Raw genomic sequence first — 15,402 nt, forward strand, 5'->3', positions numbered from 1 at the left:
AAATCAAAAATCCCGCTTGTAAAAGATGTCCAGCGAACTCGCCACGCCGCTCGCCGCTTCGAGGTAGACCTTCTTGCTCAGCTTGTAGCGCAGGGCAATGGTGTTGGCCGGTTCAAACACGCCCACGCCATAACGCAAACTGAGCTTCTCGGAGATATTGCCACTGGCCACGACGCTGGTGGCAGTGCCGCTGCCCTCGGTGTCCAGTTGGAAATCCTGAATCCCCAGATTTTTGGCCAACCCGCTGGTCACCCCGGAACTGCCCATCAAGCCCAAGCCAAGCGCTGCCTGGGCCAGCATGTTGTTGTCTTCGCCGTTGCTGCTCAGCGGACGCCCCAGCACCAAATAGGACAAGGCCTGTTCCTGGCTCATGGCCGGTTCGGAGAAGATCTGCGTGGTCGGCTGCTCGGCACTGCCGCTCAAGCGAATACCGGCGATCACGTCGTCAGTCTGGCGAATGGCCTCGACGTCCAGGTAAGGCTGATCGAGCGGGCCGGCAAACAACAAGCGCGCCCGGCGCACGGTCAGGCGCTGGCCGTAGGCGCGATAACGCCCGTCGTTGAGCCACAGCTCGCCGCGTGTGTCCAGGTTGTCGCCGATGTGCACATGCCCCTGCACATTCGCGGTCAGGCCAAACCCGGCAAAGCTCAACTTGTCTTCGCCGACCACCACATCAATGTCCATCTTCATGGCCAACGGTGGTTTACCTTCTTCGGTCTGCTGGCCGACGATCACCACGTCATCGGAGACCTTGACCGTCGAGGGCGGCAGTTCGCGAATGGTGATCTCGCCTCTGGGCACCAGCACTTTGCCAGCGATGGCCAACTCGTCACCCTTCATCGAGATTTTCAGGTCCGGCGCGACTTCCAGCTTGGCGTACGGCTCGACCGTCACCGGCAACTGCGAGCCCTTGAGCGCCAGGTCCACCACCAGCGCCTGTCCCCAGGCGATGTTGCCATTGAGGGTGCCCTGCCCGGTCTTGCCGCTTTTCCAGTCGCCATTCAATTGCACGGTTTCACCGGCAATGACTGCTCGCAGTTGCAAGGCTTGCAGCGCCATCGGCAATTCCGCCCCGGAGACTTCGCCGTCGCTGAGCAGCAAGCTGCCGTTGACCTGCGGCGCCAACAGGCCACCGGAAATCGTGCCACTGCCATTCAAGCGCCCGGTGAGCTTCTCGACCATAGGCACGAAAGGCCGCGCCACCGACAGGTCCAGCCCGCTCAAACGGAATGAGCCGGTGAGCGGTTTGTTTTTCGGCAACGGGTTGATCTGCGCCTGGACCATCAGTTCGCCGAGTTTGCCGCCGACGAAGTTGAGGTCAGTGTCGATGCGTTTCGGCGTGAGTTTGCTGGTGAGTTTCAGCGTCTGGTACGGGAAGTCCAGCCACTGGTCCTTCTCCTTCATGCGCAACGTGCCGCCGCTGGCGTCGATGCTGATCTGACCGTTCGGGCCGCTGACGGGCAAGTCCAGTTGCAGGTCGGCGTTGAGGCTGCCCTTCCAGGCGAAATCTTTCGGCAGCCACTGCGCCAGGCTTTCAATCGGGAATTGCTTGAGGAGGAAACGCAGCTTCGGCTCCGGCATCAAGCGCTGGTCTTCGCCGCACAGGCTGGCCGGGCCGGACATCCAGCAATGGGCGCCCAAGTTGATTTTGCCGTCCGCCAGCCGCTCCAGTTTCGCCGGGCCTTGCAGCTTCCAGTCCTGCCCACCGGTCTGGATATCGCCGCTGGCCAGGCGCCCGCGCCAGTTGCCTTTGTCCAGCGCACCGTCGAGACCGAGCGCCAGTTTCAGCTGTGGGCCTTGCAGGTCGAGGCTGAGTTTCTGGTTTTTGATGTCGCCCTGGCCACTGGCGGTCAGTGTGCCCAGCGAGGTGTCACCGGCCTGAATGCCGCTGCCCTTGAGGTCGATTTTCGCCCGTTGAGCACTGTCGAGGGTCGCGTCGAGGTTGAGGCTTTGCAGGCGATTGTCGTCGAACGCCAATTGCGAGCCTTGCAGCCCGAGTTTGCCTTGCGGCGCCTTGAGCGTGCCGGCGACATCGATGCGGCCGTTCAGTTGACCGCGCAGTTGCGGCCAGAGCTGGGCCAGACGCGGCATCTTGATATCGATCTGACCGGCGAGTTTCTGTTGCAGGCTGCCCTTGCCGTTGATGCTGTTGTCGCCGAGGCGGATTTGCAGCGCATTCAGATTCCACTGCTCGCCGCCGCCATCCGCCTTGGCCTGAATCACGGCGGGTTGCCCGCGCAGCTTGCCTTTCAGGTCGAGGTCGGCAGTGAGGCTGAGTTTTTCATTCTTCATCTCGCCTTGGCTGCGCAGCGGTCCGGCCAGCGTGCCCGGCAATTGCGCCACCCAGTACGCCGGGTTGATCGCCGACAGGTCGAGCGCGGTGTCCCACGCAATGCCATCGGCGAACTGCAGGTTCAGGTGCCCTTCGGCCTTGCCCTGCCCGGCCTGGAGCTGGATCTGTTGCAGGTAGATTTTCGTCAGGTCACCGCTGAACGGGCTGTTCAGGGTGAAAGCGCCGGCCGGACCATCCGCAGCCGCCTGGAAGCTGCCGAGGTATTTGCCGTCGGTGTAGGAGATGTCGCCGTTGAAGCTGCGCAACGCCACTTCCGGCTCGTCGATCAGCGGATAGAGGCGGTGCCACGGGAAATCCAGCCAGGCGATCTTCGCGTCGGCGCTCAGGCCTTTGCTCCAGTCGAGGGTGCCGCTGAGCTTGAGGCTTTGCTTGTCGTTGGCGGTGAGGTCGAGGGCGGCGATCTGCGCGCCCTTGGCGTCGACCTTGCCTTGCAGCAGCAACGCAACCGGGCCTTGTTCGGCGGGCAGCGTGGCGTTGCCGAGCACTTGGTAACCGTTTTTCAGGTCGCCGTCGCCGGTGAGTTCCAGTTGATTGAGTTGCAGGGTGTCTGGCAGGTCGGCGGCGGGTTTGAAGCCGTCGGCGGTGATTCTTACCTTGGCTGGCAGGTTGTCTGCGAGTGGTTGCAGCTCGCCGGTCAATTGCCCGTTCAGGTAACCGCTGCTGTCGGCTTTCAGGTTCAGGGTTTTCAGCAGGTCGCCGTCGACCTTCAGCGCCAGCGTCCAGGGCGCGGGGGCTGACAAGGTGAGTTGGCCTTCAACCTTGAGCGGCCAATTGCCGGTGGGCTGCAGCAGGCCGGAGAGGTTCAGGCTCAGGTCATCGCGCTGCAACTTCACCGAGTCGATCTGCATCCCTTGCGCGGTCCAGTGCGCCGCCAGTTGCAGGCCTTTGAGCTCTTCGCTGCCGTTGAACAGCAGGCTGCCGATCTGCACATCACCCAGCTCGATGGCCAGGGGTAACTTCAGATCCGGAAGGCTGATCGGCCCACTGCTTTCTTCTTCGGCACCGGGCGGAAATTGCAGGCTGACTTGATCGGCCTTCACCTGTTCAAGGCACAACGTCATGCGTGTCAGGCACAGCGGCGACCAGGCGAAAATCACCTTGCTCAGCTCAACCCGGCTGGTGTCTTGCTGCCATAGCACATGATCGGCGCTCCACTGCCCGCCCAAACGGCCCTGGAAATTCTCGACGGTCAAACCCGGCACGAAACCCAACGCCCAGCGACTGCCCGTGGCCGTGCCCAGCACCGAAGCGATGCTCAGGACCACCAGCATCAGCAGCGCCAGAATCGCCAGCAGCGTTATTTTCAAACCACGATTCACAGCTCAGGCCCCATGGAAAAGTGCAGCCGAATGCCGCCATCATCGTCCAGCGCGTGGGCCAGGTCGAGGCGGATCGGCCCCACCGGTGAGACCCAACGCACGCCGATGCCGACCCCGGTCTTGAGGTTTGGCAGTTCGAGTGTATTGAAAGAGTTGCCCTGGTCGACGAAGGTCGCGACCCGCCACTTCTCGGCGATGGAGTATTGATATTCGGCGCTGGCCGCGACCATGTAGCGGCCGCCGATGCGATCGCCCTCGGAGTTCTCCGGGGACAGGCTCTGATAGTCGTAACCGCGCACGCTCTGATCGCCACCGGCGAAGAACCGCAGCGACGGCGGGACTGAGCTGAAGCCATTGGTGGCGCTGCCGCCCACCTGCACCCGGCCGAGAAAGCGGTGTTTGTCAAAAACCGTGGTCAAGCCTTTCACCAACGCAGTGCCATAGAGCAAATTGCTGTCTGAGCCCAGGCCTTCTTTCGCCACTTTGGACTCGAATTGCAGGCGATAGCCGTTGTGCGGGTCAATGCGGTTGTCACTTTTCAGGTAGGAATAGCTGACGCCGGGCATCAACAACGTACTCAAACCCGAGTCATCGCCCAAGGAATAATCCTCGCGCTGCCATTTCAACGACACCACGCGCTGCCAGCCGCTGGGCAATTTGCTGTGCCATTCCGGGCCGAGGGTCAGCAGCTTGCTGTGGGTGTCGGTGCCGGCGATGTCTTCATTCTGGTAACCCCCGGCAAAGCGCAGTTTGTCGGTCAGCGGCGGGTCCAGCGGGATGTCGTAGAACAGCCCGACGTTTTGCCGGGGCGCCGACAGCTCGGCTTCCCAGCCATAACTGTGCCCCTGCGGATTGACCCAGTGTCGGGTCCAGTTGGCTTTGACCCGGGGACCGACGTCCGTGGAATACCCCAGGCCCAGGCCCATGGTTCGCGGCTTGCGGGTTGCGAGTTTGACGTCGACCGGGATCACATCGTTCTTGGACGCCGTCGGTGCCGCATCGACGCGCACACTTTCGAAATAGCCACTCGATTGCATGGCCTGGTTGAGTTCCGCGATCAGTTCGGAGTCGTAAGGGGCGCCTTGCTTGAACGGCACCATGCGTTGCAGCAGGTCTTCGTCGAACGGCGAATCGCCTTCAAAGCTGACCTTGCCCAGCGAATAGCGCGGACCGCTGTCGTAGATAAGCTCGATGTCGGCCACGCCAGCGCGCGGGTCCACCAGCAACTTCTGACTGGTGAAGTGGCCGCTGAAAAAGCCGAAGCGCGAAGCCTGATTCTGGATCAGGCGCTTGGCGTCTTCGTAGTGACCATGATTGAGCACGGCGCCGGTTTTCAGCGACGCGCCTTGGGGCACACGAAAGGATTTGAGGGAGGCCGCCGGGCCGTCGACGCGAATCGTGACATTGCGCAGGTGCACCGGCTCGCCGGGGTCGATGTTGAGCACCAGGCGCGGCGTCTTGCCGCCCTTCACATCGCTGTCGATCTGCGGCTGGTAATAACCCAAGGCCTGGGCGGCCTTGCGCGCCTGCTCCTCGGCGCCACGACTGAAGCGCAGCAACGCTTCTTCGTCACGATCGCCGAGGTTGCCGATATAGCCCTCTATATTGGCTTTCAGTTCATCGTTGGACGGTTTTATCCGCACATCCAATTCACTTTGCGCCAGCGCCGCGCAGCTGGTGAACAGCATCAACGCGCCACTGGTAATTCGTCCTGGAAATTTCATAGGCGCGGATGCTATCACGAGCTTGGGAGCGTGATAGAGCCTCGCTTGGCGTTAAAGTTCTACGGTTTATGCCGTTGCGGTTTGCAACACCTGCGGATTGGCGTGAAAAAACACGTGCTCGCGAATCGGTCCTACAGCGACCTCGCCAATTTCCTCATAACCCTGACGCTTATAGAACTCCAGATAGCGAGGATTCCCGGTGTCGAGGATCACGCCTTGGGAGGTCTCATCGACGGCGCACCAGTTATGCACCGCTTGCAGCAGTTGTTCGCCGAAGTGTTTGCCCTGGAATTGCGGGTGAATCCCCAACAGCGGCAGCACGTGGACCGAGTCACTCGGCACGCAGGCTGCGACGGCGGCGTGGTAATCGAGGTAGCGGCGAGTGCAGCGAAAACCGGCGCTGAGCACCATGCGCAAACGCCAGGCCCAGCTTTCGGTGATGCCCAGGCGTCGTTGCGGCGGCGCGATCAGCGCGATGCCGATCAAACGGTCGTTGACCAGCAGACCGATGGCGGGCAAATCCTGAAGGAAATGCTGTTTGACCAGTTCGCGCACGGTGGCCCGTACCCGATGTTCATAACCGGGACGTTCGGCCTCGAACAGGTAACCGAAGGTCGGCTCGTGCCGGTAGGCGTGGTACAGCAGGGAGCGCGCTTCGTGGGCATAGCCGCTGTCGAGCATGTGAATGTCGGCGATGGCGGTCGAGGTTTCAGGCATAACGGTTGATCTCCCCGGTACAGCTCAAATGGCTGTGCTCTTCTTGGTACGAGCCTATCGGTGCTGACACAGTTCCCTACTGATCGATATCAGTGTTGTCTGTGTTGATGCCATCGCCAGCAAGCTCGGCTCCCACAGGTATAGACCAGACTCGGACGGTAGGCGTGAGACTGCTCGCGATGAGGCCCGCCGTGGCGATGAAACACCTACCGCCGAACACGAATCCCCTCACCCCACACTGGCCCGATTCCTACATGTCAGCTAGCATCGCCCTTTTGCCAGGACTGCCGACCATGAAGATCGTCTCCTTCAACATCAACGGGCTGCGCGCTCGCCCGCATCAGCTGGCGGCGCTGATCGAAAAACACCAGCCAGACGTCATCGGCCTCCAGGAAACCAAGGTTCACGACGACCAGTTCCCGCTGGCCGAGGTTCAGGCGCTGGGCTATCACGTTTATTTTCATGGGCAGAAAGGCCATTACGGCGTCGCCCTGCTCTCGCGCAAAGAACCGCTGGCCCTGCACAAAGGCTTCGCCACCGATGAAGAAGACGCTCAGCGCCGCTTCATCTGGGGCACGTTCGCCGATGCCAATGGCGTGCCGGTGACGATCATGAACGGCTATTTCCCACAGGGCGAAAGCCGCGACCACCCGACCAAGTTCCCGGCCAAGGAACGCTTCTACAGCGACCTGCAGCAACTGCTGGAAAGCCAGTTCAGCAATGATCAACCGGTGGTCGTCATGGGTGACGTGAATATTTCCCCGGAAGACTGCGACATCGGCATCGGTCCGGACAACATGAAACGCTGGCTGAAAACCGGCAAGTGCAGCTTCCTGCCAGAAGAACGCGAATGGATGGCCCGCCTGAAAAACTGGGGCCTGGTGGACAGTTTCCGTCACTTGAACCCGGACGTGGCCGACCGTTTCAGCTGGTTCGATTACCGTAGCCGTGGGTTTGAAGACGAGCCAAAGCGTGGGCTGCGCATCGACTTGATCATGGCGTCCCATGGCTTGTTGCCACGGGTCAAGGATGCGGGCGTGGATTACGACCTGCGCGGAATGGAAAAACCCTCCGATCATGCGCCGATCTGGCTGGAATTGAGCTGATCTCAAGACATAAGAACTTCTAATGTGGGAGCGGGCTTGCTGGCGAAAGCGGTGTGTTATGCGACTTTTATGTCGACTGATACGACACCTTCGCGAGCAAGCCCGCTCCCACATTAGATAACTGTCATCTTTCGGAAATCTTACTGACTTATTCTCCCCGCACTTTCTTTGGTTTTTTAAGGTGCGGGCATGACGCTGCGCGTTTTGTTTCTATGGATGCTGTGCGCCGGCCTGCCCCTGACGGCATCGGCCGCTGATTTACCGACACCCGCCAATGGCCCGGTGCTGCGCATCCAGGGCTCCAACACCATCGGCGCGGCCTTGGGCCCGGCGTTGGTCGAAGGGCTGTTGCGCGAACAGGGCCTGCTCAAGGTTCACCGCGAAGCACCGGACACCGCAAACGAATTGCGCATCGTCGGCGAAACGCCTCAGGGCCGTCGCGTGGTGGTGGAAGTGGCGGCGCACGGTTCCAGCACTGGCTTCAGCGCGCTGAAAAATGCCACAGCCGACCTCGCCGCCTCCTCGCGTCCGATCAAGGACAGCGAAGTGGTGGACCTCGAACCCTTGGGCGACTTCAAAAGCCCCGACGCCGAGCAAGTCATCGCGATTGATGGCCTGGCGATCATCCTTCACCCGCAGAACCCACTGAACCAGCTCAACACCGAACAACTGGCGCGAATCTTCAGTGGCGAAGCCAAAACCTGGGAAGAACTCGGCGGCAGCGGTGGCGCGATTCATTTATATGCGCGGGATGACCAGTCGGGCACTTACGACACGTTCAAGGAACTGGTCCTCAGCCGTCGCGGGAAAACCCTGAACAGCGCCGCGAAACGCTTCGAATCCAGTGAGCAATTGTCCGATGCCGTCAGTCTCGACCCGCAGGGCATAGGTTTCATCGGCCTGCCCTATGTGCGCCAGGCCAAAGCCGTGGCGATCGTCGATGGCCAATCCCAGGCGATGCTGCCGCTCAATAGCCTGATCGCCACGGAAGACTATCCGTTGTCCCGCAGACTGTTTTTCTACCTGCCGCCCCATGGGAAAAATCCTTGGGCCGAGGCCTTGGCCGTGTTCACGCAAAGCAGCAAAGGCCAGGCGATTGTCGCGGCCAACGGTTTTATCGCCCAGACCGTCCAGGCCATCACGGTCACACCGAATGCGTTGATGCCCGAGGGCTATCAGGCACTCAGTCGTCATGCGCAGCGGCTGTCGGTGAATTTCCGTTTTGAAGAAGGCAGCGCGACGCTCGACAACAAGGCCCTGCAGGACCTGACGCGGGTGCTCGACTATATAAAGCAGCATGGCAAAACCAACAGGGAGGTCACGCTGGTCGGCTTTGGCGATGCCAAGAGCGACCCGGCGCGCGCCGATCTGCTATCGAAGCTGCGGGCGATGGCGGTGCGGCGGGAACTGGTGAAAAGCGGCGTGGTGTTTCGGGAGATTCGCGGCTTTGGCGCCGAAATGCCGGTGGCGGCGAACAATGCGGATGAAGGGCGGATCAAGAATCGGCGGGTTGAGGTTTGGGTGTATTGAGTTGAAATGCTGACCAATGTGGCGGGGGAGCTTGCTCCCGCTGGGCTGCGAAGCGGCCCCTCTTATCCCGGTTAAAAGAAGAGGGACTGCTACGCAGTCCAACGGGAGCAAGCTCCCTCGCCACAAAAGCCCACCTGGTCTTACTGCCCGCTACGCATCATCTCTTTCGGCACATATTTACCGATCTCGAACTTGCCGATCGCTGCGCGGTGCACTTCGTCCGGGCCGTCGGCCAGGCGCAGGGTGCGCTGCATGGCATACATGTAGGCCAGCGGGAAATCGTTGGAAACGCCTGCCCCACCGTGGATCTGGATCGCCCGATCGATAACGCGCAGGGCCACGTTTGGCGCGACCACTTTGATCTGCGCGATTTCGCTCTTCGCCACCTTGTTGCCCACGGTGTCCATCATGTACGCCGCTTTCAGTGTCAGCAGGCGTGCCATGTCGATTTCCATCCGCGAATCGGCGATCTTGTCGATGTTGCCGCCCAGACGCGCCAAAGGCTTACCAAACGCGGTACGGCTGACCGAACGCTTGCACATCAATTCCAGCGCCCGTTCCGCCATGCCGATCGACCGCATGCAGTGGTGAATCCGGCCTGGGCCAAGACGACCCTGAGCGATTTCGAAGCCGCGTCCTTCGCCCAAAAGGACGTTTTCGTAGGGCACGCGGACGTTTTCGAACAGCACTTCGGCGTGGCCGTGCGGCGCATCGTCATAACCAAACACCGGCAACGGACGCACGATCTTCACGCCCGGGGTATCCACCGGCACCAGGATCATCGAGTGCTGAGCGTGGCGCGGCGCATCCGGATCGCTCAGGCCCATGAAGATCAGAATCTTGCAGCGTGGATCGCAGGCGCCAGAGGTCCACCACTTCTTGCCGTTGATGACCCACTGATCGCCATCACGCACGGCGCGGGCGGCCATGTTGGTGGCGTCGGAGGAAGCCACGTCCGGCTCGGTCATGGCGAATGCCGAGCGGATCTCGCCGCGCAACAGCGGTTCGAGCCAGCGTTGTTTCTGTTCTTCGTTGGCATAGCGCACCAACACTTCCATGTTGCCGGTGTCTGGCGCGGAGCAGTTGAACGGCTCCGGACCCAGCAATGAGCGGCCCATAATTTCGGCCAGCGGCGCGTATTCGAGGTTGGTCAGGCCGGCGCCGAGTTCGGACTCAGGCAAAAACAAATTCCACAGGCCTTCGGCCTTGGCCTTGAGTTTGAGCTCTTCCATGATTGCGGTCGGCTGCCAGCGATCGCCTTCGGCAACCTGGCGTTCGAACACCGCCTCGGCGGGATAAACGTAAGTGTCCATGAACGCGGTCACGCGCTCACGCAGTTCCTGAACCTTGGGCGAATAAGCGAAATCCATGAGCATTTACCTTCTTGGGCAGAGGTTGTTTTTGGTCATGTATCGATGCTAGAACAGCGTTGATAATTTACCTAGCCTATTCTCGGCGTGTATTAACATTCATCACCGATATATGATCGGGTGATTGAGAACCAACAATAAGAGTGCAGCGCAATGAATCTGAGCAAGGTCGACCTCAACCTTTTCATCGTCTTCGACGCGATCTACACCGAAGCCAACCTGACCCGCGCCGGGCAGATTGTCGGCATTACCCAGCCAGCGGTCTCGAACGCTCTGGCTCGCCTGCGCGAGACCTTCAACGATCCGTTGTTTGTGCGCACCGCTCAAGGCATGGTGCCGACGCCCATGGCCCAAAACATCATCGGCCCGGTGCGTAACGCCCTCTCCCTGTTGCGGGTGTCAGTGCAGGAAAGCCGCATTTTCAACCCGCTGCAAGCGGTAAAGACCTACCGCATCAGCATGACCGACCTCACCGAAGCGGTGATCCTGCCGCCACTGTTCCAGCGCCTGCGACGCCTGGCGCCAACAGTGATTATCGAAAGCTTTCTGTCCAAACGCCGCGAAACCACCAAGGAACTGGCGGCTGGCCGTCTCGATTTCGCCGTGGATGCGCCGCTTAATACCGATCCACAAGTGCGTCACGTCAAGTTGATGGAAGACCGTTACGTGTGTGCCATGCGCAAGGGCCATCCGCTGGCGGGCAAAGAGAAATTCACCCTCGATGATTACCTGTCGCTGACCCACATTCATATTTCCAGCCGTCGCAGTGGTCTGGGCCATGTCGACCTGGCACTGGGGAAAATGGGTATTCAGCGCAAGATCGCCCTGCGCTCCCAGCATTACCTGATGGCCTCGCAAGTGTTGCAGCAGACCGACATGGTCATGACCGTGCCGGAGCGCTTTGCCCGACGCAATGACTTGCACGCCTTCAGCTTGCCGGTCAACGACGTGCCGCCAGTGGAAACTCACCTTTACTGGCACGAAAGCACCGACCAGGACCCGGCGAACCGCTGGATGCGCGAGCAGATGATCGAGTTGTGCCAGCAGGTGACTGCACATGAGAAGAAGCTTGAAAAGGTGTAGGACTTAATACCGAGGTGCTCCCATCGCGAGCAGGCTCACTCCTACATGGGATCTGCAGTGAATAGAAAATCCATGTCGGTGCAGAGATCTCCTGTAGAGGTGAGCCTGCTCGCGATGGGGCCAGTAATGACACAGAAGATCCCAGCCCCTTGACGTAAACGTCAACCTGCCATTAGCTTAGCGCCATGACCTTTTTCGAGCGCTTCCATGAGCAGCCAGACCTATAGCATTTCCGACCTCGCCCGCGAGCTCGACATCACGACGCGGGCCATTCGCTTTTATGAAGAGCAAGGCCTGCTCAGCCCCGAGCGTCGCGGCCAGGAACGTATCTACTCGCCCCGCGACAAGGTCAGCCTGAAGTTGATCCTTCGCGGCAAGCGCATCGGCTTCTCCCTGGCCGAGTGCCGCGAGTTGATCGAGCTGTATGACCCCACCGGCGGCAATCAGAAACAACTGCAAACCATGTTGAGCAAGATCGCCGAACGCCGCGAACAGCTGGAACAGCAGATGCTCGACATCGAGCAGATGAAGCTGGAACTGGACACCGCGCAGGAACGCTGCACTCAGGCGCTGGAACAGACCATTCAGAACCAGAAGGTCATTCAGTAACCACACGAGGATCTAGTGTGGGAGCGGGCTTGCTCGCGAAAGTGGTCTATCAGTCAACATAGATGTTGAATGTAAGTCCGCTTTCGCGAGCAAGCCCGCTCCCACATTAGAATGATGTTCGCCCATAACAACAGGTCGATTCCCATGTCTCTACCCACCCACGTACGCATGGTCGAAGTCGGCCCCCGCGACGGTCTGCAAAACGAAGCCCAGCCGATCAGCGTTGCCGACAAGGTTCAACTGGTCGATGCCCTGACCGCCGCCGGCCTGGGCTATATAGAAGTCGGCAGTTTCGTTTCCCCCAAATGGGTGCCGCAAATGGCCGGTTCCGCTGAGGTCTTCGCGCAAATCCAGCGCAAACCCGGCGTGACCTATGGCGCGCTCGCCCCCAACCTGCGCGGGTTTGAAGATGCGATGGCGGCCGGGGTCAAGGAAGTCGCGGTGTTCGCCGCCGCGTCTGAAGCTTTCTCGCAACGCAATATCAACTGCTCGATCAGCGAAAGCCTGGAGCGTTTCGTGCCGATCATGGACGCCGCCAAACAACATGGCGTGAGCGTGCGCGGTTACGTGTCCTGTGTGCTGGGTTGCCCTTACGAAGGTAACGTCGCCCCCGAGCAAGTTGCCTTGGTGGCACGCGAGCTCTACGCCATGGGCTGCTACGAAGTATCGCTGGGCGACACGATTGGCACGGGCACCGCTGGCGCCACGCGCAAGATGTTCGAAGTGGTCGCGGCCGACGTGCCCCGTGAAAAACTCGCCGGGCACTTCCACGACACCTACGGCCAGGCCATGGCCAATATCTACGCCAGCCTGCTGGAAGGAATCTCGGTGTTCGACAGCTCCATCGCCGGCCTCGGCGGCTGCCCCTACGCCAAGGGCGCCAGCGGTAACGTTGCCACAGAAGACGTGGTTTACCTGCTCAATGGCCTGGGCATCGAGACCGGTATCGACCTGGATGCATTGATCCTGGCCGGCCAACAGATTTGCACGGTGCTGGGGCGTCCAACCGGTTCGCGCGTGGCCAAGGCTCGTAGCGCCCAGTGAGTGTGTCCGGGTGTTACCGCGCGGACACAAAGGTGGGCGCGAGCGAGTAACACGGAAACAGATTCCAGGGTTTTCCCTGAGGCGCAAAACCCTACAAAAAGCCAAACCATTGATTTTAAAGGCTTTTAAAAAGTTGGCACGGCTTCTGCTATCTCTACTGCATAACAAGAACAAAAAAAGCAGCAAACCCTAATAAAAATAAGACGTAACGACTCTGACATAACAAAAACAACACGGCAGAGACGCAGCTAACAGATTTTTTTGGAGAAGATGTGCTTTTCAGGGTGCTTTTCGGAGTTACCCGCAACCGGGCAGAGAACAATAAAACTACCCTCAGGTAGCTCCCGAACTGGTTGGATCGCTCAGCGAAAAAGTAGATCAGCGCTCAAAAAAATACGTTTGCTCTTGATCCCGGATGGGGATCGACAAAAACAGCGGTAAAGGGTCACGGTCACCAAAAACAAAAACAGACCGCCCCTTAATAATAAAAAAAGAGCACGCGCAACGACAAAATTAAAGGGGAGCTTCGGCTCCCCTTTGTGCTTTCCGGGATTTGTGATTCCCCCCGCTCTCTGTAGGAGTGAGCCTGCTCGCGATAGCGGTGGGTCAGTCGACATCTGTTTTGGATGTACTACCGCTATCGCGAGCAGGCTCATTCCTACAAGGGAATGTGTTTAGCCTTCGTTGTCGCGCAATTCTTCGATACTGATCTCGCGCATCCTGAATTTCTGGATCTTGCCCGTCACGGTCATCGGAAACTCCTCCACGAACTTGAAGTAACGCGGCGTCTTGAAGTGGGCGATGCGCTCCTTGCACCAGGCTTGCAGCTCTTGCTCGGTGGCGCTGTGGCCCGGGTGGAACTTGATCCAGGCAACAATCTCTTCGCCATAACGCGAGCAGGGAATGCCGATCACTTGCACGTCCGCCACCGCAGGGTGGGTAAAGAAAAACTCTTCCAGCTCCCGCGGGTAAACGTTCTCTCCGCCACGGATGATCATGTCCTTGTTGCGCCCGGCGATGCACACGTAGCCTTCGTCGTTCATGCTCGCCAAGTCGCCGGTGTGCATCCAGCCAGCCTGATCGATGGCTTCTGCGGTGCCTTGCGGGTTATTCCAATAGCCAAGCATCACGCTATAACCACGGGTACAGAGCTCGCCAATGGTGCCGCGCGGCACGAGGTTACCGGCCTCGTCGATGATTTTGCTTTCCAGCTGCGGCTGGGTGCGGCCGACGGTGGTCACGCGTAATTCCAGCTCGTCTGACGGACCGGTCTGTAACGACACGGGACTTGTTTCCGTCATGCCGTAGGCAATCTGCACTTCGTTCATGTGCATTTCATTGATGACCCGGCGCATCACCTCGATCGGGCATGTGGCACCAGCCATGATCCCGGTGCGCAGGCTCGACAGGTCGAATTCAGCACGCCGGGGCTGATCGAGCATGGCGATGAACATGGTCGGTACGCCATACAGCGCCGTGGCTTTTTCTTCGGCGACAGTGGTCAGGGTCAGCAAGGGATCGAAGGCATCGTTCGGGTAAATCATGGTGCTGCCGTGGGTGATGCAACCGAGGTTGCCCATGACCATGCCGAAGCAGTGATACAGCGGCACCGGGATCACCAGCCGATCGTTCGCGGACAAGCCGAGGCTTTCGCCGACCATGTAACCGTTGTTGAGAATATTGTAGTGACTGAGGGTCGCGCCTTTCGGGAACCCGGTGGTGCCTGAGGTGTACTGGATGTTCACCGGCTGATCGAAATGCAGGCTGTCCTGGCGTTCGCGCAGCTGTTCAATCGAAACGCTGGCGGCCAGACCCGTCAATTGCGACCACGGCAGAAAACCTGAAGGTGGCTGCGCATCGAGGCTGATGACGCCGCGCAAATCAGGCAGGCGTTCACTGTGTAACTGTCCGATGGATTGCTCGTCCAGTTCAGGAACGAGACCTTGCAGCATCGCGTGATAGTTGGAGGTTTTGAACGCGCCAGCACAGACCAGCCATTGGCAACCGGATTGCTTCAACACGTATTCGAGCTCGGAACTGCGGTACGCCGGGTTGATGTTGACCAGAATCACACCGATTTTCGCGCTGGCGAACTGGCTGATACACCACTGCGCGCAGTTCGGCGCCCAGATGCCGAGACGATCACCGGCCTGCAAGCCCAGTGCGAGCAACGCTCTGGCATGCAGGTCGACGACCTCGGCCAGTTGCTGCCAGGTGTAACGCAGCTGTTGATGGCGCACGACCAGCGCCTCCCCGCTCGCATGCTGCGCGACGGTGTTATCGAACGCCTGGCCGATGGTCATCGCCAGCAAGGCTTTGTCCTGGGAACCACGGGTATAGCTGCGCTGCGGGCTTGCACTGGGTTGATCCATGACGACCCCTATTGTCTTTATTAATGGGCAGGCGGCTGGGCCGCTTTTCAATCTTGAACTGGCTCTACTCTCGCTCAAGTTGACGTTAACGTAAAGGGTGATTGACAGCCATTCGTCACAGGCTTACGTTAACGTAAAGGTGAGAGCCGAATCACTGCCCTCCCCACCCTACAAA

General features: G+C 59.7%; 10 protein-coding genes. 5 read left to right on the forward strand and 5 right to left on the reverse strand.

Annotated elements, in window-relative coordinates:
• Positions 1-3 precede the first annotated feature (3 nt).
• The 3 genes from BK660_RS04695 to BK660_RS04705 all read right to left on the reverse strand — a co-directional run bounded on the left by BK660_RS04695 (position 4) and on the right by BK660_RS04705 (position 6,113).
• Complete coding sequence (locus tag BK660_RS04695) at positions 4-3,672, reverse strand: translocation/assembly module TamB domain-containing protein (protein WP_123432287.1); 3,669 nt, start codon at positions 3,670-3,672, stop codon at positions 4-6.
• Positions 3,669-5,396 (reverse strand): autotransporter assembly complex protein TamA, encoded by a 1,728-nt coding sequence (locus BK660_RS04700; protein WP_123432288.1) that lies wholly within the window; start codon positions 5,394-5,396, stop codon positions 3,669-3,671. Before BK660_RS04700 ends, BK660_RS04695 begins: the two co-directional genes overlap by 4 nt.
• Positions 5,397-5,462: 66 nt before the next feature.
• Positions 5,463-6,113, reverse strand: coding sequence for a GNAT family N-acetyltransferase (locus BK660_RS04705; protein ID WP_010458800.1), 651 nt, complete (start codon positions 6,111-6,113; stop codon positions 5,463-5,465).
• A gap of 293 nt (positions 6,114-6,406) precedes the next feature.
• On the opposite strand from BK660_RS04705, the gene xthA reads away from it, so the two are divergent.
• Positions 6,407-7,219: an exodeoxyribonuclease III gene (gene xthA, locus BK660_RS04710; RefSeq protein WP_027925073.1), complete on the forward strand. Its 813-nt coding sequence runs from the start codon at positions 6,407-6,409 to the stop codon at positions 7,217-7,219.
• Positions 7,220-7,408: 189 nt separating this feature from the next.
• Positions 7,409-8,749: a substrate-binding domain-containing protein gene (locus tag BK660_RS04715; RefSeq protein WP_123432289.1), complete on the forward strand. Its 1,341-nt coding sequence runs from the start codon at positions 7,409-7,411 to the stop codon at positions 8,747-8,749.
• 140 nt (positions 8,750-8,889) lie between these two features.
• On the opposite strand, the gene BK660_RS04725 is transcribed toward BK660_RS04715, so the two are convergent.
• On the reverse strand, positions 8,890-10,119 hold the full coding sequence (locus BK660_RS04725; protein ID WP_123432547.1) for an acyl-CoA dehydrogenase: 1,230 nt from the start codon (positions 10,117-10,119) through the stop codon (positions 8,890-8,892).
• A 153-nt stretch (positions 10,120-10,272) separates the two neighbouring features.
• On the opposite strand from BK660_RS04725, the gene BK660_RS04730 reads away from it, so the two are divergent.
• From BK660_RS04730 to BK660_RS04740, 3 genes are all read left to right on the forward strand, one after another.
• Positions 10,273-11,202, forward strand: a complete 930-nt coding sequence (locus BK660_RS04730; protein WP_046032527.1) for a LysR family transcriptional regulator — start codon at positions 10,273-10,275, stop codon at positions 11,200-11,202.
• Between the two features lie 207 nt (positions 11,203-11,409).
• A complete protein-coding gene (locus tag BK660_RS04735; RefSeq protein WP_027925069.1) occupies positions 11,410-11,811 on the forward strand; it encodes a MerR family transcriptional regulator in 402 nt (133 codons plus the stop codon).
• 144 nt (positions 11,812-11,955) lie between these two features.
• On the forward strand, positions 11,956-12,855 hold the full coding sequence (locus BK660_RS04740) for a hydroxymethylglutaryl-CoA lyase (RefSeq protein ID WP_123432290.1): 900 nt from the start codon (positions 11,956-11,958) through the stop codon (positions 12,853-12,855).
• 674 nt (positions 12,856-13,529) lie between these two features.
• Here BK660_RS04740 and BK660_RS04745 read toward each other — a convergent pair.
• A complete protein-coding gene (locus tag BK660_RS04745; RefSeq protein WP_123432291.1) occupies positions 13,530-15,227 on the reverse strand; it encodes an AMP-binding protein in 1,698 nt (565 codons plus the stop codon).
• Between the last annotated feature and the right edge of the window lie 175 nt (positions 15,228-15,402).

Origin of the sequence: Pseudomonas brassicacearum (assembly GCF_003732265.1) — a bacterium.
GTDB lineage: Bacteria > Pseudomonadota > Gammaproteobacteria > Pseudomonadales > Pseudomonadaceae > Aquipseudomonas > Aquipseudomonas brassicacearum_D.